The sequence below is a fragment of the Anaplasma ovis str. Haibei genome, assembly GCF_002214625.1.
In the GTDB taxonomy this organism is placed as follows: Bacteria; Pseudomonadota; Alphaproteobacteria; order Rickettsiales; family Anaplasmataceae; genus Anaplasma; species Anaplasma ovis.
In genome coordinates, this window is the sequence record NZ_CP015994.1 from 822,131 (window position 1) to 846,958 (window position 24,828).

Annotated in this window: 18 protein-coding genes; 8 read left to right on the plus strand and 10 right to left on the minus strand. The window is 49.4% G+C overall.

Annotation, left to right across the window (positions count from 1 at the left end):
* Positions 1 to 286: 286 nt before the first annotated feature.
* Together AOV_RS03435 and ankB are read right to left on the minus strand one after the other, a co-directional pair.
* Positions 287 to 1,183, minus strand: coding sequence for an SPFH domain-containing protein (locus AOV_RS03435; RefSeq protein WP_075139142.1), 897 nt, complete (start codon positions 1,181 to 1,183; stop codon positions 287 to 289).
* Between the two features lie 99 nt (positions 1,184 to 1,282).
* Complete coding sequence (ankB, locus tag AOV_RS03440; RefSeq protein ID WP_233497109.1) at positions 1,283 to 2,083, minus strand: ankyrin repeat domain-containing protein AnkB; 801 nt, start codon at positions 2,081 to 2,083, stop codon at positions 1,283 to 1,285.
* Between the two features lie 122 nt (positions 2,084 to 2,205).
* On the opposite strand from ankB, the gene AOV_RS03445 reads away from it, so the two are divergent.
* Positions 2,206 to 4,809, plus strand: a complete 2,604-nt coding sequence (locus AOV_RS03445) for a UvrD-helicase domain-containing protein (RefSeq protein WP_075139144.1) — start codon at positions 2,206 to 2,208, stop codon at positions 4,807 to 4,809.
* A gap of 187 nt (positions 4,810 to 4,996) precedes the next feature.
* Here the strand turns inward: AOV_RS03445 and AOV_RS03450 are convergent, their stop codons facing one another.
* Complete coding sequence (locus tag AOV_RS03450) at positions 4,997 to 5,971, minus strand: quinone oxidoreductase family protein (RefSeq protein WP_075139145.1); 975 nt, start codon at positions 5,969 to 5,971, stop codon at positions 4,997 to 4,999.
* Positions 5,972 to 6,086: 115 nt separating this feature from the next.
* Positions 6,087 to 8,420, minus strand: coding sequence for a type I secretion system permease/ATPase (locus AOV_RS03455; protein ID WP_233497240.1), 2,334 nt, complete (start codon positions 8,418 to 8,420; stop codon positions 6,087 to 6,089).
* 197 nt (positions 8,421 to 8,617) lie between these two features.
* Here AOV_RS03455 and AOV_RS05370 point away from each other — a divergent pair, with 197 nt between their 5' ends.
* The 3 genes from AOV_RS05370 (at position 8,618) to carB (ending at position 13,308) form a co-directional block, all read left to right on the plus strand.
* A complete protein-coding gene (locus AOV_RS05370) occupies positions 8,618 to 8,788 on the plus strand; it encodes a hypothetical protein (RefSeq protein WP_199463058.1) in 171 nt (56 codons plus the stop codon).
* Between the two features lie 10 nt (positions 8,789 to 8,798).
* Complete coding sequence (gene folP, locus AOV_RS03460) at positions 8,799 to 9,605, plus strand: dihydropteroate synthase (RefSeq protein ID WP_075139147.1); 807 nt, start codon at positions 8,799 to 8,801, stop codon at positions 9,603 to 9,605.
* A gap of 397 nt (positions 9,606 to 10,002) precedes the next feature.
* Positions 10,003 to 13,308: a carbamoyl-phosphate synthase large subunit gene (gene carB, locus AOV_RS03465; protein WP_075139148.1), complete on the plus strand. Its 3,306-nt coding sequence runs from the start codon at positions 10,003 to 10,005 to the stop codon at positions 13,306 to 13,308.
* Positions 13,309 to 13,787: 479 nt separating this feature from the next.
* On the opposite strand, the gene AOV_RS03470 is transcribed toward carB, so the two are convergent.
* Complete coding sequence (locus tag AOV_RS03470; RefSeq protein WP_075139149.1) at positions 13,788 to 14,177, minus strand: hypothetical protein; 390 nt, start codon at positions 14,175 to 14,177, stop codon at positions 13,788 to 13,790.
* Positions 14,178 to 14,338: 161 nt separating this feature from the next.
* Positions 14,339 to 15,727 (minus strand): class II fumarate hydratase, encoded by a 1,389-nt coding sequence (gene fumC, locus AOV_RS03475; protein WP_075139150.1) that lies wholly within the window; start codon positions 15,725 to 15,727, stop codon positions 14,339 to 14,341.
* A gap of 168 nt (positions 15,728 to 15,895) precedes the next feature.
* On the opposite strand from fumC, the gene AOV_RS03480 reads away from it, so the two are divergent.
* Together AOV_RS03480 and AOV_RS03485 are read left to right on the plus strand one after the other, a co-directional pair.
* Positions 15,896 to 16,546, plus strand: a complete 651-nt coding sequence (locus AOV_RS03480; protein ID WP_075139151.1) for a phosphopantothenoylcysteine decarboxylase domain-containing protein — start codon at positions 15,896 to 15,898, stop codon at positions 16,544 to 16,546.
* Positions 16,547 to 16,570: 24 nt separating this feature from the next.
* Positions 16,571 to 17,911: a dihydroorotase gene (locus AOV_RS03485; RefSeq protein WP_075139515.1), complete on the plus strand. Its 1,341-nt coding sequence runs from the start codon at positions 16,571 to 16,573 to the stop codon at positions 17,909 to 17,911.
* A gap of 112 nt (positions 17,912 to 18,023) precedes the next feature.
* On the opposite strand, the gene glmM is transcribed toward AOV_RS03485, so the two are convergent.
* From glmM to radC, 3 genes are all read right to left on the minus strand, one after another.
* On the minus strand, positions 18,024 to 19,385 hold the full coding sequence (glmM, locus tag AOV_RS03490) for a phosphoglucosamine mutase (RefSeq protein WP_075139152.1): 1,362 nt from the start codon (positions 19,383 to 19,385) through the stop codon (positions 18,024 to 18,026).
* Positions 19,386 to 19,421: 36 nt separating this feature from the next.
* On the minus strand, positions 19,422 to 20,066 hold the full coding sequence (gene lipB / locus AOV_RS03495) for a lipoyl(octanoyl) transferase LipB (RefSeq protein WP_075139153.1): 645 nt from the start codon (positions 20,064 to 20,066) through the stop codon (positions 19,422 to 19,424).
* An 88-nt stretch (positions 20,067 to 20,154) separates the two neighbouring features.
* Positions 20,155 to 20,847 (minus strand): RadC family protein, encoded by a 693-nt coding sequence (gene radC / locus AOV_RS03500; RefSeq protein ID WP_075139154.1) that lies wholly within the window; start codon positions 20,845 to 20,847, stop codon positions 20,155 to 20,157.
* A 222-nt stretch (positions 20,848 to 21,069) separates the two neighbouring features.
* On the opposite strand from radC, the gene AOV_RS03505 reads away from it, so the two are divergent.
* Together AOV_RS03505 and groL are read left to right on the plus strand one after the other, a co-directional pair.
* A complete protein-coding gene (locus AOV_RS03505; protein WP_075139155.1) occupies positions 21,070 to 21,354 on the plus strand; it encodes a co-chaperone GroES in 285 nt (94 codons plus the stop codon).
* 47 nt (positions 21,355 to 21,401) lie between these two features.
* Entirely contained in the window at positions 21,402 to 23,057 is a 1,656-nt protein-coding gene (groL, locus tag AOV_RS03510; RefSeq protein ID WP_075139156.1) for a chaperonin GroEL, read from the plus strand.
* 843 nt (positions 23,058 to 23,900) lie between these two features.
* On the opposite strand, the gene AOV_RS03520 is transcribed toward groL, so the two are convergent.
* Positions 23,901 to 24,632 carry an SDR family NAD(P)-dependent oxidoreductase gene (locus tag AOV_RS03520; RefSeq protein WP_075139158.1) on the minus strand — a complete coding sequence of 244 codons (732 nt, stop codon included), beginning with the start codon at positions 24,630 to 24,632 and terminating at the stop codon, positions 23,901 to 23,903.
* Positions 24,633 to 24,828 lie beyond the last annotated feature (196 nt).

The following is a 24,828-nucleotide window of genomic DNA, read 5'->3' on the forward strand; positions in this document are numbered from 1 at the left end:
TCGGAATGCGCTGTAGTGGCATTATCTGTATTGGCTGGCACCATGGGAATATCAGGTCTCACAACGTAGAACTGGGGCTGTACAGTGTGGGACGTAACAGCACATATCTGTACACGATGCAATGCGATAATTTGTTATACCCTGAGCACTAATCACCCAAAACCATCGGTCAGCAGTTTACATTGCAAACTCGCGGCTTCCGCAGCGGATTTCTAACACGCTAGGTATGACTCACTATAAGTCTCAGAGCAGTTCATCCAGTAGAGAATTCGTGCGTGAGCTTGTCTTATTCCACACTTATTACGGGCTGCGTTTCACTTTCTGAGACAAGCGCAACCAGCAGATTGCTGACAAATTTGAGTTTGCGGTCATCGGTCAGGTCAATCCCGTGCTTAGCCTCGAGGTGAGAAAGCACCTCGTCTACCATGCTGACCGCGTTTTTCACTATATACACTCTTGCTTCGGAAATCGCCTTCGCTTGTTGCCTTCTTAGCATAACTTGCGCTATCTCAGAAGAGTACGCTAGATGGGATATTCTCGCATCTTCCACCTCGATACCAACAATACCCACTCTGCTTTGCAGGATTGCACAAAGCTTTTGGGAAATCTCTGTAGAATTCTGGCGCAGCGACACGGTGGAATTGGAATCATACGGATAGCTGCCAGCAAGTTCTCTAAGGGCAGTTTCTCCTTGCACGGAAATGAAGCTCTGATAATTCTCTATGTTAAAGCACGCCTTAGCTGGAGATACAATTCTCCAAACCACGGCAGCTGCTATCTCTATAGGATTCCCATCTGCATCGTTAACTTTCATCACGGAGGTGTTCGTGCTCTCGATTTTCAGAGAAACGCTGCGCTTCGTAGAGAAAGGTACAGTGAAACGCAGGCCCATGCCGAAAGACGTGCCGATGTACTCACCAAAAAATTCCACAACTTTGGCTTCATTTGGCCCGTTTATGAAGAAGCCACTTGGCAACAATGACCCGACTATAGCCAATATGCCCATGGCACCCAAAAACGGCAGCGAGAAATCGCTAACCAGGCAGCCGATGCCAAGCCCGGTCAGGCCAATCAGCATTGCACCGATTACGCTGTATCCGTTAAAACACAACAGATTTTTGTTCTCAATATTGCGTACGGACGACGATGCTATACCATTATGTTTTCCCGTATCTTTTTGCATTACACCCCCCTAGTACAGCTTTATGCAAGGATTAACAATAGCAATATAAAACAGAACCAAACCCCCCCGCGCCTACGGTTGGGCAGTACGAACGGGCAGCTATCCCTCTTGTTCTTCTTCGCTGAAGCCAACCTGCATTTCACTTATTGCGTTTATCACGTCCACCCTGCCCTTATCAATCGCAACACTGAGCGGAGTTTCTCCTTTATCGTTCTTGACTCCGACATCAGCGCCATTTGACAGCAGGTATCTGACAGTATCTATGGCTCCATGCCTAACTGCGTGAATAAGCAGGTTGTCCCCATTTTCAGCGCGCATTTTTTCCATAACAAACTGTTGGTCTTTGCCCATCACTGCCAGCTCATTGATAACGGCCAGAAGCCCAGTGATGTTGTTCATTTTGGCGCAATGGAATACATGCGCATAGTAATCTTCCGCGCGGTAGAACCGTGGTAGATGCGTATTGTTGTTATTATATGCATCTGTCTCTATGTACGGATGGGCTGCTCTGCGATGTGGCCAATGTCTGACTTTGCCTTGCGGTAAATTTGCAGCATCACCTACAGATTCGTCACGGTTGCCATTCTGCACACGTTCTGTGTTGGTTGCAGCGGCCACGTCACCAGCGGGTTCGCCCCCTTGCGCTGGAGGCTTTTTCTCCCCCTTATCCTGTTTCTGCGCGCCGTCAACACTCACCTCTTTCTGGGAGCGTTTTTCCCCTGATTTGTCATCACCACTTTTGCGCCATGTCATAACACCGCCAATACCTGATTCCACGCTGGGCACCATGGTTTCCGCGCGCTTGCTCACTTCTCCCAAAAGAAGGTCTAATGCGCCACTGGAAGAGCTGCTAGCAATGCATTCCTGGCCACAAAACACAGTGCACAAGACACCGGTCAAAAAAACCCTCCTCACAACACACATGTTCCGCTACTCTCTAGACTCCACGCATAATAGGCTCTACCACTAAAGTATGATTTAATCATTAACATAAAGGTTAAGAAAGTAAAAAGACAGAACAAGTGAAAAATTCTAAGCTTGACATACAGCAGCAAAATGCTACCGACCCGGAACGGGAATTTGTGTGGATAAGTGCATCTGCGGGTACTGGAAAAACCGGGTTACTGGTCCATAGAGTAATAAGGCTGATGGTATCTGGGCAGCGCAATATACTGTGCCTTACTTTCACAAACGCTGCTGTACATGAAATAAGAGAGAGAATATACGGCATAGTGGCGGAATGGCTGGCTCTACCCAAAGACGAGCTAGTCAGTAGGCTTCAGGAAGTATGTTATCAACGGATAGACCATCAGCACTACATAAGGGCACGACAGCTTTTCTTTGACGTTCCTTCCATCCTAAAAATACAAACGGTGCACAGCTTTTGCCACTCTTTGGTAGTGTCATTCCCCGCGGAAACAGGCGTCTCGGCAGACTTTGAAATGCGAGAACTGTCTGAGTCTTACCCAAAAATTTTTGCTCAGCTACTGCGAGAGGATAGGGGCATTGACCGTGACTTGTCAGAAATTTCGATAGAGCTCAAAGAAGATACGCTATACAACCTTGTGTATCAAATCATCAATAAGCAACGCAAGATTGCCTCCGTTGAACCACCGCAACCTGCGGTTGCTGACCCACACACAATTATGTGCCCAGTGCAATTGATAGATGCTTTGAAGCGTGGCGGCACAAGGGACCAAAAAATCAGCAGGAGGCTGAGCGCCTGGAATAATTCCGTAAAAAGGTCTCCAGAGAAGGTTGCGGAATACTTGTCGATTTTCATCGACCTACAATCTCTAACCAAAAAATCCGTCTCCGGCATAGCGACCAAGGGCATTGTGGAACAATTTCCCAACATTGTCGGGGTTATTGAGTGCGAGCAGGAGGCGCTACTGGAATTTGCAGAACAATTCTACACAGAACGGATAACAAAACGCACGTTTCACCTGGCACGGATTGCGCAGAAATGCGCAGCGCTGTACGAACAAGACAAGAAACACTCAAAATACCTGGATTACAACGACGTCATCAGGCTTACACTTGATCTCATGTTACATCCAGACTACAAAGACTGGGTGCTCTTCCGCTTAGATAGCGAAATAGACCATATATTGGTAGACGAATCTCAGGACAATAGCCTCGAGCAGTGGAACATAGTAGCTGCTCTGTGCAGTGAGTTCTTTTCCGGACTTGGAAGCAGCAACAGTAAGCGCACACTGTTCGTTGTGGGGGATGTAAAACAATCTATATATGGGTTCCAAAATGCTCGACCAGATTATTTTCACCGCATGCACCAATATTTCTCCGCCCAAAGTAACGATACGCTCACGGTACAATTGCATACGTCATTCCGGTCAGCCAGGCCTATTTTGTGTCTTGTAGACCGGATTTTCAACGCTTTTAGAGAGCAGGTCTCTTTTCAATCACAAGAAATAAAACACGGGGTGTATCGCGCATCAGATCACGGATATGTTGAAGTGTGGCCATTGATAAACACCGAAAGGCGCAAGAAACTTTACGCATGGGATGAACCAGAAATTGCCACTGGCACGCAACACGCTCTCGGTGCACTGCTGCTTGCACAAACAATAGCCGGGACCATCAGCATGTGGATTAAAAGCGGCAGGATGCTAGCTGCCAAAAGCCGCCCAGTGTGCGCGGGAGACATACTAATACTGGTGCGTCGCAGAACCATTTTGGTTGATTACATAATAGCGGAGTTGAGGCAGGTTGGAATCCCGGTATCCGGCAGGGATAGGTTCAACATGATGGATTATGTCGCAATTCAGGACCTGGTAAACCTGGGTGAATTCCTGTTGTTGCCTGAAAATGACATGGCTCTCGCAGCGCTGCTTAAGTCCCCCATATTCGGACTGACAGATCATGACCTTTTAAACCTAGCACGTAGTCGCACCGACGCTGCTTCGCTGTGGAGTAAGCTACAAACGTTCATTCAGTTTAGCAACATCACAGACTATCTAACATCACTGATCAGCATTTCCAAGGGCCGTACCCCGCTAGATTTATATTGCCTTGTCCTATCGGAGCACAGAGAAAAGCTATTGCAAAACCCGAGCCAGGCGTCAGCGGAAATAGTAGATGAATTTATAAATCTGCTTATAAAGTTTGGGCTCAACAACGTAAACACGTTAGAGTCTTTCATTCACTGGATAAAGAGCACAAACCCCGAGGTTAAGATTGACATAAGCACCTCCGAGAACGTCGTTAGGGTCATGACCGTACACAGCGCAAAAGGCATGCAATCACCCATCGTGTTCTTACCGGACACAACAAACGTTCCCAAGTGTGAGCTTCAGCTCATTTTTGACGCCGAAAATACACCTATATGGTGTGCCGGCGACACAAACGCACGTTGCAGGGACCTGAAAACGCTGAAAAGGCAAGAAGAATATAACGAATATCTCAGGCTGCTGTATGTTGCCATAACCAGAGCGGAAGACGAGCTGTACGTGGCTGGTATAGGCCCATCACGCGAGCAGTCCTGGTACGACATAATTACCGGCGTGGGTGGGGATATATTCACAAAAAAATCAGTGGTCTTGTCCCCAATGTTTCAAGACAAGGTAGATGTTCTCTACATAGAAAGCCCGAAAGAATCTGGCTAGCCGGGACGTGGTGGAGTGAGCTCGTAACCTCACGCTATTGGGAATGTACTAAACCGTCAATGAGCTCAACAGCTGAGGAACTATGCACAGCACTTCAGAACCAGCCACTAACTGGATCATAAATGAGCCGGCGTGCACGCATCACTACCACACACAGGGCGTGCCACATAGCATGGCAACTGCAGCGCTACATGGTGATGACGCCTAGACCCGCCAACTTCCGGTCTTCAAGGTCTTTGTGAGCTTTGGCAATATCTTTAAACTTGTAAGTCTTGTTGATCTCTGCCCTAATATGCCCCCTTCTGAGCATTTCAAATATCTCCATGGCAGTGAGCCCAAGTTCCAGCCTGGAGCGCTTATAATGCTGAATCGCTGGGGAAGTTATGAACCACGACCTGGCGCTCAGCATCGACATGCTTACATTAGGCATGCGACCGGAAATACTCCCGTAGGATATGTACAGCCCAAAATGCCCCAGTACGCTGAACGACACCTTACTTACAGCCGCACCTATAGGATCATATACAACATTTACGCCCCGGTCACCAGTGATCGACATCACCTCTTTGGTAATATCATCATCCTTGAGGCTCATAACATAAGAGCAGCCCGCCTCTCTTGCCGCGTCAAGACGTGCACCCGATTCTACAACTCCTATGACCTTGCCACCTTTGTATCTGGCCCACTGACAGAGAATTTGTCCAACACCTCCAGACACTCCGTGCACCAGGGCAAATGTTCCTGGACGTATGTCGTATATTCTGTGAGTAAGATAGTGCGCAGCCATTGCCTTAAGCATGACCGCAGCCGCAACTTCGTCACTTATGTCATCAGCTATCTTGAATAGGTACCTTTGGTTTATCAGTCTGGCCTCAGAATACGCACCACCAGGCGCAGTGCAGTACCCTACCCTATCTCCAACATTTAGCGCCTCAACGCCCGGCCCTAGCTGCCGCACAACACCAACGGCCTCTACACCCAAAACCGCGGGGAAGGATGGCACCTTCCTCGTCCCAGCACGATATTCTACATCGTAGCGATTCAGGCCTATCGCCGTGTGATCAATTAAAACTTCACCCTTGCCAGGCTCGCCAACGTCTACGTCAACGTACTTGAGAACGCCGGCATCACCATTTCTGTCGATAACAACAGCCTTTGACATACGCTCCACTCCATCTCACCGTACCATATTACATATAACCGTTAACAAAAAGAAAAAGACCTCGCATCAGTCATACGTCTGCACCTATTTAATTCACCTTGCAATCCATAAAGACCTAGTCCTGTCCGGGAACCAGCACACCGGCCTCCACATGCTGCACGCGGTCGTTATTAGGAGCCCCGGTTCCCACAGCGGCTTTGGCGTTAGGGCTAACGCCACTGAGCGCGTTATCAATATCGGTTCCACCTGTGGTGGTGCCATCTGAAATTCGCGCCTCAGATGCAGTCTCTACAACACCACTTGTTGTGGATTTTTTGGCACGACTGCGAGTTTTCCTTCTGCTCGACTCTTCTTGCAAATTCGAGGAATTTCTAGCGCTGCTGCGTTCAGCGGCATTTTTCGTGTCACTATGTGGGCCGGGAGAACCTGTGCGTGCATCAGTCTTCGGATCGTCGGCCTTTTCACGTGCTACCTGTTCACGGTCTTGCGCAGGCGCAGAATCCCGCTGCGTGGCGCCTTCACTCTCAGCCATACTTGCAACCGAGGAGGCACTGCCTTTTTCTTCATCATTCTCGGTAGAGTGATCTGGACTGCCACCATCAGGTTGCAAACCTCCAATCGGAATGCTATGCCCATGTGCAGCTTGGTTCCCTGTTGCAACACGAGCAGCAGCACCGGGCGATGCCTCTATCTTAGAGGGCTCCTGACCGCTAGTATGGCACACTCCCGTACTTTCCCGACCACCCGACCCTCCGCTGTTCGCAGGAGACTTGTTCGCAGTAAACCTGTTTAGTATCTCATCCCTATCACCCATAGCAGCCATCATGCCGTCATCCATAACAATTATTTGCTCTACGGCGCTGAGCAACTGCATTTTGTGGGTCACAACGAACGTTGTAATACCAAACTGTTTTGCATAGGCAAGCGCGTGTACCAAGTTTGCCTCGGCCCTTCCATCCAAGTTTGCATTGGGCTCATCCAAAACCAAAAGCCTCACATCACCGTAGAATGCTCTGGCCAGCCCCAACATTTGTTTCTGCCCCCCTGACAGGACCACTCCGTTACCACCTATTACGGTGTCATACCCGCTAGGGAGGTGTAATATCATTTCGTGAATCCCCGCAATCTTGGCAGCCTTAATTACCTTTTCCGGGTCAGGATCAGGTGCCATTCTTGCAATGTTGGTCTTAACAGAGGCCTGAAAAAGCTCGACATCTTGAGGCAAATACCCAACATGACACCCGAAATCTTCTCTATTCCACGTGTATACATCCGCACCATCGAGTCTAACAACTCCAGACAGGGGTTTCCATACCCCTACCAAAAGCTTTGCCAGGGTTGATTTCCCCGATGCACTGGGCCCGATGATGCCAACAATGCTACCTGGTTCTACACCAAAGGATACACCTTTAATCGTGGGCTTGCTTCCCCCATAGGGCGTGAAGAACACTCTATCCATGGTGATGCTTCCCCTGGGTGTTGGTAATGCCATGGCCTGCTCTCTCTTCGGAAATGCAAGCAACAATGCCTGCAGCCTTCTGTAGGATATCCTGGCTGAGAGTAGCATTTTCCAGGTATTGATCGCAGCCTCAAACGGGGCTAAAGCTCTACCCATGAGAATTGAGGCAGCAATTATGCCACCAGCGGTTTTATGTCCGTGTATAGCAAGCCATGCTCCCACCCCGATCACAGAAATCTGTAGGACAGAGCGAACAAACTTTGTAACACCCATTATCACGTTAGACCTGCCCTGGGCTTTTATCTGTAGCTTTCTGTTGTGGGCGTTTCTGTTGGACCATTCTGCAACTATGTGCCTCACCATACCCATGGCCTCTACCACTTCGGCGTTCCGACTCGCAACATCTATGTAGTTGATATTGCGCACGTTTTCCTCGTTAGATTCCTGCATAACACGCTTGGTTGCCAGCTCATTCCAAACTGCCATCAACACCAGTAGAGCTATACCAACTACGGCTATATACCCCGTAACAGGGTGTATCATGAATATCGCAGCAAGGTATACTACTGCCCACGGCATATCGAACAAGGACAGCACGCCAAACCCTGTAATGAAGCTCTTTACTACTCCAAGATCACGTATTGCTTCACCGCTGGAGGTTGAAGCCTTGACCGAAGTTAAGCTTATGGCCCTGGCAATAAGATCAGGCGTGGCTTCTCTATCTATCCAATCCGCAACCTTAGCCATGGTTAGAGACCGGCAAACATCCAGCATTGAAGAACAGACCAACGCACCTACGGTGACTACACTCAGCATCAGAAGGGTAGAAGAGCTCCCACTGGAGAGCACTCTATCCAAAACCTGCGAGGTATACAGAGGCAAAAACAGGACCAGGACGTTTATCGCAGAACTGAACCAAAACACAAACCAAAACACGCCCTTACACTTTTCCAACGTCTGATACAGGACGCTTTTTTTCAGCTCCTTCATCGCGGAAAAGCCGAACTTTACACCTTCCACTACATACCCCAAATACTACGGATCTCGGAACGCACTTAAAACAGTGGCACCAGCCGTTAAGCCTCGATATTACTATAAAAGTCTACTTATCATAAAGTAAATTAGTATTGTACAACCCTAAATTAGGCCTTAGAATACCACTTGGGGTTTGTTCCGTTGTTTGTAAAATGCTACCTGTCGTTGTGTTGTCGCTGCTCACTGTGTTCTCGTTGGTGGCAGGTGTTGTGCTGGCATCTGTGGGTGGGAGTTTTTACGTGAAATATAGAAACAAACTCATGATTGCCAGGGTGGCGCTGCAGGCGGCTTGCGTCATATCTGCCGCGTTGCTGCTGAAATAATGGGTCAAGCGTGGATTCTCTGCGTACCAAAATTATGGGAGCGTTGAATATAACGCCAGATTCGTTCTCCGACGGGGGCAAGTTCTTCAATAGCGAAAACGCGGTCAGCCACGCTGCAAGGTTAATAGCAGATGGAGCGGCAGTCATAGATGTAGGTGGAGAGTCAAGCGCACCTGGTGCCACGTCCATCTCTCAGGAAGAGGAATGGGAGAGGCTACGGGAGGCTCTGCCCAAAATTGTAGATATAGCACACAGCTCAGGAGCTGAGGTTAGTGTTGACACCAGAAACGCACGCACCGCTGCCGAGGCTTTGACCTTTGGAGTGGATTACGTAAATGATGTCGGCGGGCTCATGGATCCGGAAATGCTGCCTGTAGTGGCGCGTAGCAAAGCCAAGATAATAATCATGCACAATTTTGGTATACCTGTCTCTGTAGTGAAACCAAAATTGGGCGCGCCGGAACAACTTATGGAGGAAATTATAGAATGGTTTCACGCCAAGGTAGACGCTTTGGTCTCTGCCGGTGTTGATAAACAGCGCATCATACTAGACCCGGGTATAGGATTCGGAAAGTCGCAAGAATATTCGTGGCACATCATAAAGAATGTGTCGCAGTTTAAAGTTTTGGGGCTTCCAATATGTATTGGGCACTCGCGTAAGTCTATGTTTTCCGCAATTTCAACTGAGCCAGAATCGCGTGATTTTCCCACAGCAGTTGTGTCGGCGTTTCTGCTGAGCCAGGGGGTGGAGTTCATACGGGTTCACAACGTATCCCTCAGCATGGTTGCGCTTAAAGTTGCAAGCACGCTGCTGTAGCTCATTGCATCTATCCCACAGTTCCCATTCACCATATGTTGCTAACAAGACCAGGGCCGCAGTATGCCGGATTGTGCACACCTGCGCGGTGTGACGCATGCACGTTGCCCAGTAAAAACCGCTATACAGAATGCCAATAGTCCGCAAGGCAATGGCCACGGATTGCAACCCACAACTGTAACGTCAGGGAGCTCACGATACATATTTCTTGAACACGTTCACCAAACCTGCAAAGCTTCTCCCTAAAAGCAAAGTGTGCCGCATAACTTGCACAGGAGCACCACTTACTGTGCTAGGGGAGGTTATGTCTTGCAGCCGCGTGTTGCGCCGCAGTCCCGCTTTGCTTTTTACCCATATTAGTAGTAACATTCTGCGGGCTTATTACCAGGAAATATAGATGCCGAAGCGCGAAGACATAGAAACCATAATCATTTTGGGCGCGGGGCCCATCGTGATAGGCCAGGCGTGCGAATTCGATTACTCTGGCACTCAGGCTTGCAAGGTTCTGAAAAGTGAGGGTTACAGGATAGTGTTGGTGAACTCCAATCCTGCCACTATTATGACCGACCCTGGCCTGGCAGACGCAACGTATATAGAGCCGATAACCGCAGAAATTCTTGAGAGAATAATACTAAAAGAGAAGCCTGATGCTATATTGCCAACCGTCGGAGGGCAGACTGCGCTCAACGTCGCTATGGAGCTCGTAGATAATGGTGTGCTATCTCAAAACAATGTAGAAATGATAGGCGCAAACCAGGATGCAATACGAAAAGCGGAGGATAGGAGCTTATTTCGCAAAGCAGTCGAACGGGTGGGGGCTAAGTGCCCCAAGAGCGTAATTCTAAAAACTTCAGACCAGATAGCCTCAGCAATAGAATACGTGGGATTGCCCGCTGTTATCAGGCCATCTTTCACTCTCGGAGGTATAGGCGGGGGCATAGCGCGCACCAAAGAGGAATTTTACGAGGCGATCCAACTGGGGTTCACCATGTCGCCAATTTCCGAGGTCCAGGTTGATGAATCAATAATAGGATGGAAAGAGTTTGAGATGGAGGTAATGCGCGACTGTCGCGACAACTGTATAGTCGTGTGCTCCATAGAAAATATTGACCCAATGGGCGTCCATACCGGGGATAGCATAACAGTAGCGCCGGCGATCACATTGCGTGATGAGGAGTACCAGCACATGCGCAATGTCTCTTTTGATATACTCAGGGAGATAGGAGTGGAAACCGGTGGGTCCAATGTCCAGTTTGCGGTCAACCCCGAACGCGAAGGGGAAATGGTAGTAATTGAAATGAACCCAAGGGTTTCCAGGTCATCCGCTCTTGCGTCAAAAGCTACAGGATTCCCCATAGCCAAAGTCGCTGCAAAATTAGCTGTGGGATACACCCTAGACGAAATAGCGAATGACTGCGCAGTTTCGATTCCGGCATCATTCGAGCCGGTGATGGACTACATAGTGGTCAAGGTCCCCAGGTTTGACTTTGCAAAATTCCAAGTCCCCTCACAGGAGCTGTCCACGTCCATGAAGTCGGTGGGAGAGGCTATGGCAATAGGTCGGTCGTTCACCGAGGCGCTGCAAAAAGCCATGTGCTCTTTGGAGGCCGGGTATAGCGGATTGAACGAATTTTTCCCCGCGGGTACACATATAGAGCAAGTGTACGAGGCCCTGGCAGAGCCTTCGCCCAGTAGGGTTCTTATGATCGCGGACGCGCTTAGAATGGGAACTAGCATTGAAAAGATAAATGAGCTCACAAAATATGACCCATGGTTCCTAAAGCAGATAGAAATAATCGTGGCCTACGAGCAAGAGGTTAAAAACAACGGGTTACCACAGACAAAGGCTGAGTTGCTGCAGCTCAAGAAAATTGGATTTTCAGATGCAAGATTGGCGGAGCTTTGTGGTAGGGACGTCGCATATGTGGAGAACCTGCGAGCAGCCCTGTCGGTAAAACCGGTGTATAAGAGGATAGACACGTGCGCCGGAGAGTTCAGGACCGATACGGCTTACATGTATGGGTGCTACGAGGGAGACACTTTTAGCGTACCTGAGTGTGAGTCGCGGGTCACAGATAAAGATAAAGTCATAATATTGGGAAGTGGACCTAATAGGGTCGGACAAGGAATAGAGTTCGACTACACGTGTGTACATGCCGCACATATGATAAAACAAATGGGATTAGAAGCCATAATCATAAATTGCAATCCCGAAACTGTATCCACTGACTATGACACATCTGATCGGCTATATTTTTCTCCACTAACGCGGGAATGCGTTCTAGATATCATAAGTAAAGAGTCCGAGACGCCGGCAACAGTGAAGGTTATTGTCCAATTGGGGGGGCAAACTCCGTTGAAGCTTGCAAAAGTGCTACAGGAAAAAGGTGTAAACATCGTTGGAACGGGTTTCGATTCAATCGACCTAGCAGAAGATAGGCAAAAATTCAATAAGCTGCTGACAAAGCTCGGGTTGAAGCAGCCACACAGCGAAACTTGCAGTTCCGCAGATGAGGTATTAGATAAGGCAAAACGTGTGGGATTTCCAGTCTTGCTACGCCCTTCATACGTGCTGGGTGGGCAGTTTATGTCGGTGGTACGCACCGAGCAGGCCCTTAATACATATTTACATAGGCACAGCAAAATATTCGACTCCGGTTCGCTGCTCATAGACGAGTTTCTGACCGACGCCACGGAAGTTGATGTAGATGCAATCTGCGATGGCAGCCAGGTCTACATAGCCGGGATCATGGAGCACATAGAAGAGGCTGGTATTCATTCAGGAGATTCAGCATGCTCACTACCACCCTACACCCTCGAGGAAAGTACAATAGCCCTGGTATCACAATACACCAAAAAAGTGGCACTGGCTTTGAACGTCAAGGGGTTACTGAATATCCAGTATGCCATTCAGGACGGGGAAATATATCTGCTGGAGGCAAACCCAAGAGCGAGCAGAACCGTACCGTTCGTCGCAAAAGCCACCGGTGTCCCCATTGCCAAACTCGCAACCACAGTAATGTTGGGTGGAAAGCTATCTATAGACGATAACGCGCCAACTACAATGCCATACACAGCGGTAAAGGAGGCCGTGTTTTCATTTTCGAGGTTTGCAAGCGCGGATCCGATGTTAGGGCCAGAAATGAAATCCACCGGTGAGGTTATGGGTGTGGATAAGTCCTTTGGCATGGCCTTCGTAAAATCACAAATTGCAGCCGGATACGCTCTACCAACCTCAGGTAAGGTGTTCCTATCTGTAAAAGATAGCGATAAACCGGCAGCAGCAGATTTAGCGCGGTCATTTGTGGAGTTGGGGTTTGAGATTTTTTCAACCACCGGAACCGCCAAATATCTGGACAAATTGGGCATATGTACCACACACATTAACAAAGTACGCGAAGGAAAACCGCACATAATAGATATGTTAAACAGCGATGAAATAGTACTGGTCATCAACACCTCTGCGGGCGTAAAGGCAGTTTCAGACAGCGCGGATATCAGGAGAACCGCGATTATACGCGGAATACCCTATAGCACAACGCTTTCTGGTACAAAAGCCATAGTGCTTGCTCTTAAGAACCTAAAATCCGGAAGCGGCCTGGAGGTAGTATCCATACAGGAGCACCATAGTAGAAATTCTGGGGCGCTATCAGGATGTTCCGTGCGGTGGAACCCTGGAGAAGAGGAAGCAGCAGCTACGTGACAACTTCCAAATGAAATTGGGGGTACACCATATCTCCAGATTTGCGACCAGCCAGCCGGTGGCACTCTCCAACACCGGCCATAGCGGCCAGTCATGCTAAACCCATTCAGACCGTATCTACCCGCAACATACCTAGCCCATCAAGACCGCGGTTACCTACAAAGCTGCATCGCACACGAGATAGCATCTCACCACACAATTGCTGCACAGGCCGAGCCGGTCAGCTGCCTTCTTCACCGCGATGAGGAAAGCCCAAAACATACAGGTGCTGTCAAGGAATGTCTCGGTCTACAGGGCAATCGGTGACTCGAGGAAAGCCGGCCACCAACACAAAAACAGATAATCCACGGATAGGTGCGCACTGGCGCCCGCTAGAGGCTGCTACGCACAGGCGCCGCGCGCCGAGAGCACACAAACCCTGGCAGAGGCCCATGCGGAACACCGACCCACGGAGCCAAGCTTAGCACAAAACTGAGAGATCACCCACCTTCAGCAGCAGCAGAGGAATTCTGCTGAGACGGCTGGCTACCAGAAACCTGGGCAGCGGCATCACCGGGAGCAGCATTGCCACCCAGCACCACTCTTTCAAGTCTGAGAAGCCTTTTCTTGATGATCCTGAGGTCTTCCGAGATCCTTTGAGACACACGCTCTTCCAGACGGTCAGCTATGCGGTCATACAGTCCGCTACCAACGCCGTCAGCGGCTATTTGGCCCACAGGGTCACCATCCTTCATGCTGGAAGCCAGAACCTTCTCTTGCATCTTCATTATGGAGGCAACCACGTCATCAAAGCGGCCTTCGCCGAACACTTCCTTAACGCTCCCTATACACTGCCTGATAATTTCCTTATATTCGTCTTCCCCAGACATAAAAACGCCACCGACACAACTAGAACCCCGATGGTAACACGTAGCCAGAGTACGGTCAATTACAAACTTGTATCGCCGGGCCAGTGCGCAGCAGTACGTACCTCTCCACCGCGGCTAAGACGTGTAGCCACACACCACATCGTTAAGGCAGACAACTGTATTCAGTCAGGAGAAATCATCTTTCTGGGATCAACTATAACGTCAAACTCCTCGCCATCTACTAAACCCAATTTAGCAGCCGCATCCTTAAGTGTTACACGATTCTCAAACGCAAACTTGGATATCTTTGCGGCGTTGTCATAGCCTATATGCCTGTTCAGCGCGGTAACTAGCATGAGAGATTGGCCCAACATGACGGCTATGCGCTCCTTATCAGCCTCTATGCCGCTTACGCACTTTGTCGCAAAGCTTACACAAGCATCTGCCAACAATCGGATAGACTTTAGAACGTTATATGCAATCATAGGCTTGAATACGTTCAGCTCAAGGTGCCCGTTGGACCCGCCTACAGAAACTGCAACGTGATTCCCCATAACCTGCGCGCAAACCATGGTGAGTGCCTCACACTGCGTCGGGTTCACCTTACCTGGCATGATTGACGACCCCGGCTCATTCGCGGGAAGTATGATCTCCCCTATTCCACACCTGGGCCCGGATGCAAGCAGCCGGATGTCATTCGCTATTTTCATACAACTAACGGCAAGCGTATTGAGCGCGCCGCTCAGCTGCACCATGGCGTCATGTGTTGCAAGCGCCTCGAATTTATTCTCTGCGGTTACAAACTTCGTACCGGTGATGCCCGCAACCTCTTTCGCAAACTCCTCAGCAAAGCCTTTCTTGGTGTTCAAGCCCGTACCAACACCTGTACCCCCTTGTGCGAGCTGATATACATCCACCATTGAGGACTTAACCCTCTCTATCCCCTTTCTCACCTGGCACTCATATCCTGAAAACTCCTGACCAAGTGTGAGGGGAACTGCATCCTGGAGGTGAGTGCGACCTGTTTTTACTATGTCTGAAAATGCCACAACTTTTGCCTCCAGCGCGCTGCGAAGTGTCTCCAGTGCGGGCAGTAAGCGCCGCTCTACCTCGGCCACCGCGGCAATGTGCATGGCAGTGGGAAACACATCATTCGAAGATTGGGAGTGATTGACATGGTCATTCGGGTGTACGGGAGACTTGCTACCAATTTTCCCCCCAAGTATTTCTATGGCCCGGTTCGCTATTACCTCGTTGGCATTCATGTTGGTCTGGGTTCCGGAACCGGTCTGCCACACCACTAGGGGAAATTCCTCATCCATCTTGCCATCTATAACTTCTTGCGCAGCAGCGCAAATAGCCTCCCCCACAGACTTTTCTATGCTCCCCTTTCTAGCGTTTACCCGGGCAGCCGCCAGCTTCACTACACCCAACGCCCACACCAAGGGCCGGGGCATTTTTTCCTCCCCAATTGCAAAGTTCATCATGGAGCGCTGCGTTTGTGCACCCCAATAGCGTTCAGCCGGCACCTCAATGTTACCCATGCTGTCAGACTCAATCCTCACCCCCATAACAGACTCCTGAAGCTAACAACGCCGCATTATACCAGACTTCCAAACCTCGTCCACAACCAACTCTCTAGCGCAACTGTAGGTAAATTCACTAAAATCTACATATGTTTTGCAAGACTTAGTAAGTAACGTTACTATTTCCACACGTTTAGTCGGAATAGGTGGCCAGTGCGCAGCGTACTCATTACAGCAGGGTCTACCAGGGAGTATATAGATCCTGTCCGCTACATAAGCAGCGGCTCCTCTGGAAAGCAGGGATACGCTCTTGCGGAGTGTATGGGGCTGATGGGTTGGAACGTGAAGCTTGTATCCTGCCCCGTCAGTATAACGCCTAATCACGACTTATACGAGGTTTTACACGTTGAAACTTCGGCGCAGATGCTGGAAACTTGCTTGGACTTGCTACCCGTAGATGTTGCAATATGCGTGGCAGCAGTTACAGACTGGGTGCCATACAGGCATTCAAGTAAGCTCAAGAAGCGCTCTGTTGACGCTATTAGCATTATGCACAGCCCAGATATAGCAAGGTGCATTAGTATGTCAAAAAAGAGGCCTAAGCTTGTTATCGGGTTCTGTCTAGAGTCCGAAAACTTGATAGAATCATCCAAAGAGAAATTGGCTTACAAGGGCTGCGATTGGATAATCTCAAACAACCAATACGTGGTGGAGGAAGAGCAAACTATGGGTAGCGATCGCAACAAAATATCCATTGTAACCGGGGATTTTGTGCGGCACTATCCGGTCATGACAAAGCGGGAAGTGGCTAATCTGCTTACGAAAAATATTATTGACTATTTTAACGGATTGCACATAAGCTAGGTGGGTGTTGTGGGTGTTGCAAATATGTATGCAAATCAGTCTTGGGAGTTGCTTGGTAGCGGCCAGCGCCCGGATTATGTCGTTGCGTATGTAAACGCGCGGGTTATTGACCCCGGGTCCAACATGGACGCACCTGGTTACGTTGTAACTCGAGGAAGGGAGATTTCCCATTTTGGCTTTGGTACACCCGAGGTTGACGATTTTCAGTCGAGCGCAGATGAGATAATCGATTGTTGCGGGCATGTGTTGATGCCAGGAATAGTAGACATCCACGTGCATCTCAGAGAGCCCGGTGGCGAGCATAAAGAAACCATAGATACAGGAAGTAGGTCCGCGGCCGCTGGTGGAGTAACTACGGTTGTTTGTCAGCCTAACACATCCCCACATATAGACAGCGTCATGGTCGCAAAGTACCTGAAGATGAGGGCGTTAGAAAGTTCCTGCGTCAACATAGAGTTTTACGGATCAATAACAAAACCATGTGGGTCATTGTGTGATATGGCTTCCCTGAAGGAGGCGGGCGCCTTGGGATTTACTGATGACGGATCACCCGTGATGAATGCACTGTCAATGAAACGCGCTTTCGAATGCGCGAGCACCCTGGGCGTGGTAGTCGCCCAACACGCGGAGGACTGCCATCTTTCTGACGGTGGGTGCATTAACGAGGGAAAAGTCTCGCAGGAACTCGGTCTGAAGGGAATCTCTGACCTTTCTGAGAGCATCATGGTAAGTCGTGACATAGATCTACTGCGCGAAGTCCCCGGTGCGCGGTACCATGTGCTGCATGTGTCAACAAAGAAGGCCATCGATCTGATTCGTGCCGCAAAGAATGAGGGCCTGCCAGTCACGTGTGAGGTTACTCCTCACCACTTTGCTTTGACTGAAGATGCAGTCAGAGAGCACGGGACCATGGCCAAGATGAACCCCCCACTTAGAACTGAGGAAGATCGTCTGTGCATGGTTGAGGGGCTCATGGATGGTACAATAGACTGCATTGCTACAGACCACGCACCGCACTCGTGCCAGGACAAAGCGCTGCCCATTTCTAGTTGTGCGTTTGGTGTGGTTGGCTTGGAAACCATGTTGCCACTCTCTTTGGAGTTATATCACAGCGGGAAAATGGGCCTGCTGGAGGTTTTGTCTAAGCTAACTGACAAGCCATCAGATATAGTAAAAATCCGGAGAGGTAGAATAGCCAAGGGCCTGGTGGCAGATTTGGTTGTGGTTGATTTGGACCATGAGTGGGTTGTAGACACAACAAAATTCGCTAGCAAGTCTAAGAATTCGCCTTTTCACGGCAGGACCGTAAAAGGCAGGGCGCTGCGAACTGTTGTTGCCGGAAAGACCGTATACTTGGCGTCATAGCCACACCGCAGCGATCACATGATCACGCGTTCCAGTACCTACAGAAATTTCGAAGGATGCGCACAAAGTGCGCTGCCTATATACAGCTGCCGCAGTGGGTCTCGGCTCCCATTTACTGCATTTCTGGCTCAACATCGCTTTCCACACCTAGCTCACGCAGCTTTATAGAAAGTTCATCCGCAACCAATGCCACCAACTCTGGATCTTCCCCCTCAACCACACACCTTATAAGCCGCTCAGTTCCGGACCTTCTGAATATTACCCTACCATTCACTCTTTCCAGCGCTTTTTCTACATCTGACAAAGTAGGCCCGATCAGCTGCGCTATGCTATCAAACCCCATGCTATAGGGTATGTCCCTATGCACCCTGGGCATCGGCACAAAATCACTAAATATTGAGCTCGCGCTTTTATTTTCCAAAAGCATTATTGACAAAATTTGTAATGCAGCAACCAGGCTGTCGCTAGTTGTGGAATGCTCCCACAGAATAATGTGCCCAGATTTCTCTCCTCCGACACTACATGAGTGTTGTCGCATTGTATCCACAAGGTGACGATCACCCACTTCTGACCTGTGTAGCCTCACACCTAACTCTCGAGCGTAGCGATCCATTGACTTACTCGACATAGTAGTAACTGCCGCGTCGGTAATAGACTTCGTCACACGTAGGTGCCTCATTATTGACGCTATTACCTGGTCTCCATCAACAAGCCTGCCTTTTTCATCACACACAACAACACGATCGGCGTCTCCGTCCAGGGCAATGCCAATATCCGCCCTCTCTTCCAATACTTTTTGTACCATACCCTCAGGATGTAAGGACCCACAATTGTGATTTATATTTAGCCCATCAGGCTTGTTGCCAATGACAACAACATCGGCCCCCAACTCCCAGAATACTTCGCCACCTATGTGGTATGCGGCCCCGTTCGCGCAATCCACAACTATCTTCATGCCAGACAGCTTGAGCTTCTTGGGAAATGTGCCCTTCACAAATTCTATGTACCTTCCTACCGCGCCGGCTATCCTATACACCTTGCCCATGTCACGAACCTGGGCGAGGTTGCCGCTCAGTTCGGCACGCACGTTAGACTCAAGCATTTCTTCCAACTCTAGAGGTATTTTTATTCCCTCGCCGTCAAATATCTTTACTCCATTATCCAAATACGAGTTGTGCGAGGCAGAAATCACCACGCCCATGCTGGCACGCAAGTTTCTGACCAGCGTGGCTATAGCCGCAGTAGGCATTGGCCCTAATAGGCCAACGTTAACGCCCATGGCAACCAGCCCAGAGACCAACGCAGATTCCACCATATATCCCGAAATTCTAGTATCCTTGCCCACAACCACTCGCGCGCCAACCTTTTTTCTGGCCTCAAGCCCTATGGCCATCCCAAGCCTAAGTACGGTTATCGGATCCATGGGGTATGCATTAGCCCTACCTCTAACTCCATCTGTACCGAAAATATTCACGACAACACCACACAGTTGAGTGTATACATATAAAACCTAGTTGCTGAAGATAGCGTCGAACTTTTGCTGCAGCACAGCATCAAACTCTTCAAAGGATACGGCAACTCCCAAATCCTGAAGCGACGTAACGCTAGAACCGGCCATGCCGCAGGGAACTATGCCCAAGTAGTTATTGAGATCAGTGCTGATGTTGACTGAAAACCCGTGATAAGTCACCCAACGACTGATCGCTATGCCAAAAGCGGCTATTTTCTTCTCTTGCCCATTGCACTGCACCCATACGCCCGTGTTGTTGCTATCAAAATGGCTATCAATGGCAAACTCCGCCAGTGTATTGACTACCCACAGCCCAAGGTTACGCACGTACAACCTTACGTCACGCTTGTCCCTTCGCCCTAAATGCAGCATCACATAAACCACTCGCTGCCCTGGGCCATGGTACGAATATCTTCCTCCACGGGTGACGCGTATAACCGGAAACGCGCTCTCAGAAAGCAACTCCTCATCCTTCGCGCTAGTACCAGCAGTATACACCGAGGGGTGCTCCAACAGCCAGACCATCTCCGATTCTATACCCTTCAAAATACCGCCAACTCTGGAGGTCATAAAGTCCAAAGCAGTCTTATAGTCGACCATTCCGTCAGAAACGCGCCACTCCACAGGAAAACCAAGCAAACTCACAGAACACACGCATGGGGGTGCGACTCTACAACACAAAATGGCGCAAGTCAACCCCCTGCAGACATGGGACAATATATCCGAAGGTAGGTTACAACAGTCCGTTAGTTTTGAAGCTATAGTGCCTTTTTGGCGTGACAATCACGTGGTCCACCAGCACTATGTTCATGCTACAGCAGGCTTCTTGTAACCTGCCAGTAACGTGTATATCTGCCTTGGATGGCTTTGGATCACCGCTTGGGTGATTATGCGACACCACAATGTACGAGGCATCATGCAAAAGTGACTTCTTTATAACCTCGCGCACGTATAGAGGGGTCTCGTCTATAGTGCCAGTGTTTTGTATTTCATCCGCAATAACACGATATTTCTTATTTAGGTACAGAACACACAGGTTTTCCACATTAGAGTTTCCTATTTTGGCTCGCAAATAATCTAGCAATTTCTGCCACTCATTCACCACCACACCATATTTCATTTCGCCTTTTAGCGCGCGTATTAGCGCTTCTCGCACGCACAATATTGCAGCAACTGAGGATTCGCCAACTCCTTTCACTCTCTTCAGCTTAGCAACATCTGCGTATATCACCTTGGAAAGGGTACCAAACTCTGCTATGAGCTGCTTTGCAATGGGTTTTAGATCCACACGATTACGAGCAGAGCATAAAATCAATTCCAGAATTTCATAGTCGAGCAATCCGATCCCCTCACCAGATATCAGCCTCTCTCTGAGCCTTGCTCTATGACCAGATTTAAGCTGCTCGCATTTCGAATTATCCCGCATATTATCGCCTTATAGTTAAGAAATAAACCAGAGCCCTTTAGGGAAAATCCTACGCATTGTGGCGGCGTATGCAAGTCGACATGTGCCTCAAGCTAGCTAAAAGTTTAAAAAAAAATTACCATTTGTGTTCCACCACTCTTGAAATTCAATTTTTTGGCTCCTATATAACCGCCAGAGTTATCGTGACGCGGTCAGTCACAGAAAAATGTTCGGAGGGTAGTTATGAAGCTAGCTATGTTGCATGATAATGTGTTGGTTGAGGCTTTGGAGGATAGCGGAGGGAATTCTCCCATACAGCTTCCGGATTCGGCTAAGAAGAAGCCGACCAGGGGCAAGGTTATGTCTGTGGGTCCTGGCGCTTCAAACAGTGATGGCAAAGTCACACCTATGTCAGTCAAGGTGGGCGATGTGGTCTACTATCGCCAGTGGGCTGGAAACGAAGTAGAGCTCGAAGGAAAGAAGCTCATAGTCATGAAAGAAAGCGACATAATCGCTAAGGAGGCGTAGTCCGACGCGCAGGTTTGGTTTGTTAAGTTTGATTTAGGAGGTTATAAATGGCAAATGTTGTTGTTACGGGCGAGGCATTAGATAAATCTATAAGGGAGGTAGTGCGCATCCTGGAAGACGCTGTTGGTTGCACTGCCGGCCCAAAGGGGCTCACCGTCGCTATTAGCAAGCCTTACGGGTCCCCGGAGATCACCAAGGATGGATATAAGGTCATGAAAAGCATAAAGCCTGAAGAGCCCTTGGCGGTCGCTATCGCGAACATAATTACTCAGAGTGCGTCTCAGTGCAACGATAAGGTTGGTGACGGAACTACCACGTGCTCCATACTGACTGCAAAAGTTATCGAGGAAGTGTCCAAGGCCAAGGCAGCCGGCGCTGATATAATAAGCATAAAAAACGGGATCTTAAAAGCCAAGGAGGCTGTGCTTACAGCTTTGCTATCAATGAAGCGTGAAGTGGCATCTGAGGACGAAATTGCACAGGTTGCTACTATATCTGCCAACGGGGATAAAAACATAGGTAGCAAAATAGCGCAATGCGTCAGGGAAGTTGGCAAAGATGGGGTAATAACGGTCGAGGAGAGCAAGGGGTTTAAGGACCTCGAGGTCGAAAGGACTGACGGTATGCAGTTTGACCGCGGGTACCTATCCCCTTACTTCGTAACTAACGCTGAGAAGATGTTGGTAGAGTTCGAGAATCCGTACATATTCCTCACTGAAAAGAAGATCAACCTGGTACAAAACATACTACCAGTACTGGAAAATGTTGCTAGGTCAGGAAGGCCATTGCTGATCATCGCGGAAGACGTAGAGGGTGAGGCGCTGAGTACACTGGTGCTTAACAAGCTCCGCGGGGGCCTGCAGGTTGCGGCTGTTAAAGCACCCGGTTTCGGCGACAGAAGGAAAGACATGCTCGGTGATATTGCCGTAATAGCTGGTGCAAAGTATGTAGTAAACGACGAGCTTGCGGTAAAGGTTGAGGACATAACTCTGGAAGATCTCGGTACTGCCAAGACTGTGCGCATTACTAAGGATACAACCACAATTATAGGAAGTGTCGACAGCAACGCTGACAGTATTACCAGCAGGATTAGCCAGATTAAGTCCCAGATTGAGGTTTCTTCTTCTGACTACGACAAGGAAAAACTGAAGGAGAGGCTGGCTAAGCTCTCAGGCGGGGTTGCCGTACTTAAGGTTGGCGGCTCTAGCGAAGTTGAGGTCAAGGAGCGTAAGGATAGAGTTGAAGATGCTCTGCATGCAACTAGGGCCGCGGTCGAGGAAGGCGTGGTACCCGGCGGTGGGGCTGCCTTGCTATACACGCTCGCATCTCTGGACGGCGTAAAAGGGAAGAATGATGATGAGCAGCTGGGTGTTAACATAATAAAGCGCGCTGTTTGTGCTCCAATAAAGAGGATCATCAAAAATTCCGGATCCGAAGAGGCTCCATGTGTTATCCAGCACTTGCTGAAGCAGAACGACAAAGAGCTAATCTTCAATGTTGACACCATGAACTACGCTAACGCGTTCGCTTCCGGGGTTATGGACCCTCTAAAGGTGGTGCGCATCGCGTTTGACCTGGCTGTGTCACTTGCAGCTGTATTCATGACTTTAAACGCAGTGGTTGTGGACGTCCCAAACAAAGAAGATGCAGCAGGCGGAGCTGCCGGAGGTATGGGAGGTATGGGAGGCATGGGAGGATTCTAACCCAACCCCTTAACACACATCACACATTCGGGAAGAGCGGGTTATAGCGGCGTACCGCTGGGAGGCCCGCTCTTCTCCTTTCTCCTGACAAAGCTTGGGTGGAGTAGTGTTTTGACGTGCAGATTGCCTGCGGTGGACACTCGCTACTTGAGCATCGCTGCATATGTGCAAAAATGCTGGCAGCAACGTTACGTATCGGCACTTGGTTGATACCTAGTGACCACTACCTACGAGAGGCTGCGGTCACAAGCACAAAAGTGGTGCATTCGCTTAACGCGGCCACTTGGTGTAAGCGTAAAGGCCTAGGCATGGGTGCGTTGCTTTGCCTCACATTTCCTTTCTTGCTCCATATGTGGAAGTACGCCGGTAGCACCCGACTTGCGCTGCACTCGCTCTGCCGTTGCACCCTGACATGTGGTATGATAAGGGGGATTGGTACGCAGCCAACACCGTCAGCGTATAATCAGCGCTGGATTAATAGCCTAGTTGACCACCACCTACAGAGGCTGCAGTCAGGCGCAAAAACAGTGCATCCGGCCTAACGCGGCCACATGGTGTACACACGGCATAGAGGAAAGTTTAGGCATGGATACGGCTTTTCCGATTCTCCCTCATAAAACATATTCCCTGCGTGAGGCTAATCCTATACGGGTACCGCTCTGGCGCCCGTTCCGTTCGTGATATTGTTGACACGCGATCCTTCCCGCAAGGAAGCGCCCATCCTCGTAACCTCCCTTCCTGCATGCACAAACTCTCAGCCTAGTGATGGCCACGAGCTGATTATTCACCGCCTCATGCACACAACACCCCCGCAGTCAGCAGCATTGGCATCGCGCGGGGGTGTTATTCTTCCTCAATGTTTTGGGTCAGCTCGTATATTTGGCCAGTAACGCAACATTCTTCGGACGACAATTCCACAAACTTGTCTGTGACGCTATCAGGTGCCAGCAATTTTGACTGCTCCTGCGCTGAAAAGATCTGAGAGTAAATGTTACTGTCGATACTGCATGGGTACACAATGTTTGCACACAGCTTGCTGTGCTTGGTCTCCACTGCATACACCTGCACCATGGCTTCTAGAGCCACTTTGCTTGCGGCATACGGCGCAAAATACGAGTAATTCAGTAGTGACCTTGCGGCTTCGGACGTCACAAACACTGCCCTGCCAGCCGGGGCACTTTTGAGAAGGGCGTCAAAGTGTTTGATGAGATACCAGTTTGCAAAGAGGTTCACATGCATCACTTCCTTCCAAACCGCAGGTTCATATTCCTGCACGGGACCAAGACCTCCGAGCAATGCAGCCACAGAGACTAAAATATCGAGGCAGCCAAACTTGTTCTTCACGGAGAGGGCTAAGTTATCCACGCTTTCATAATCTTGTATATCTATAGGAGCAAGTATAGCCTCACCACCAGACTCCTGTATCTCGTCACACAGTGTTTTCAGCTTGCCCATGTTCCTAGCAACCAAAACTACCCTGGCGCCCTCCTTGGCAAACCTCCTGGCTACAGCTGCCCCGATTCCACCCGAGGCACCAGTAATTAACGCCACTTTACCCCGCAAGCGATCAGCCATACCTAACTTCAAAACCCCTACAAATGCATGAGTGGGGATGGTAAGCCCTATTCAAGCGCTTGACAAGAAATATAGTGCACCTCTACACAGCTGTGAACACAGTAATTAGAGGTAAAATTCTTCATTGATAGGCCCCTTTGCATTTTTTTCTGAAGCTCCATACAAATTTAGTGGAACATGACATATATCTGTGTAC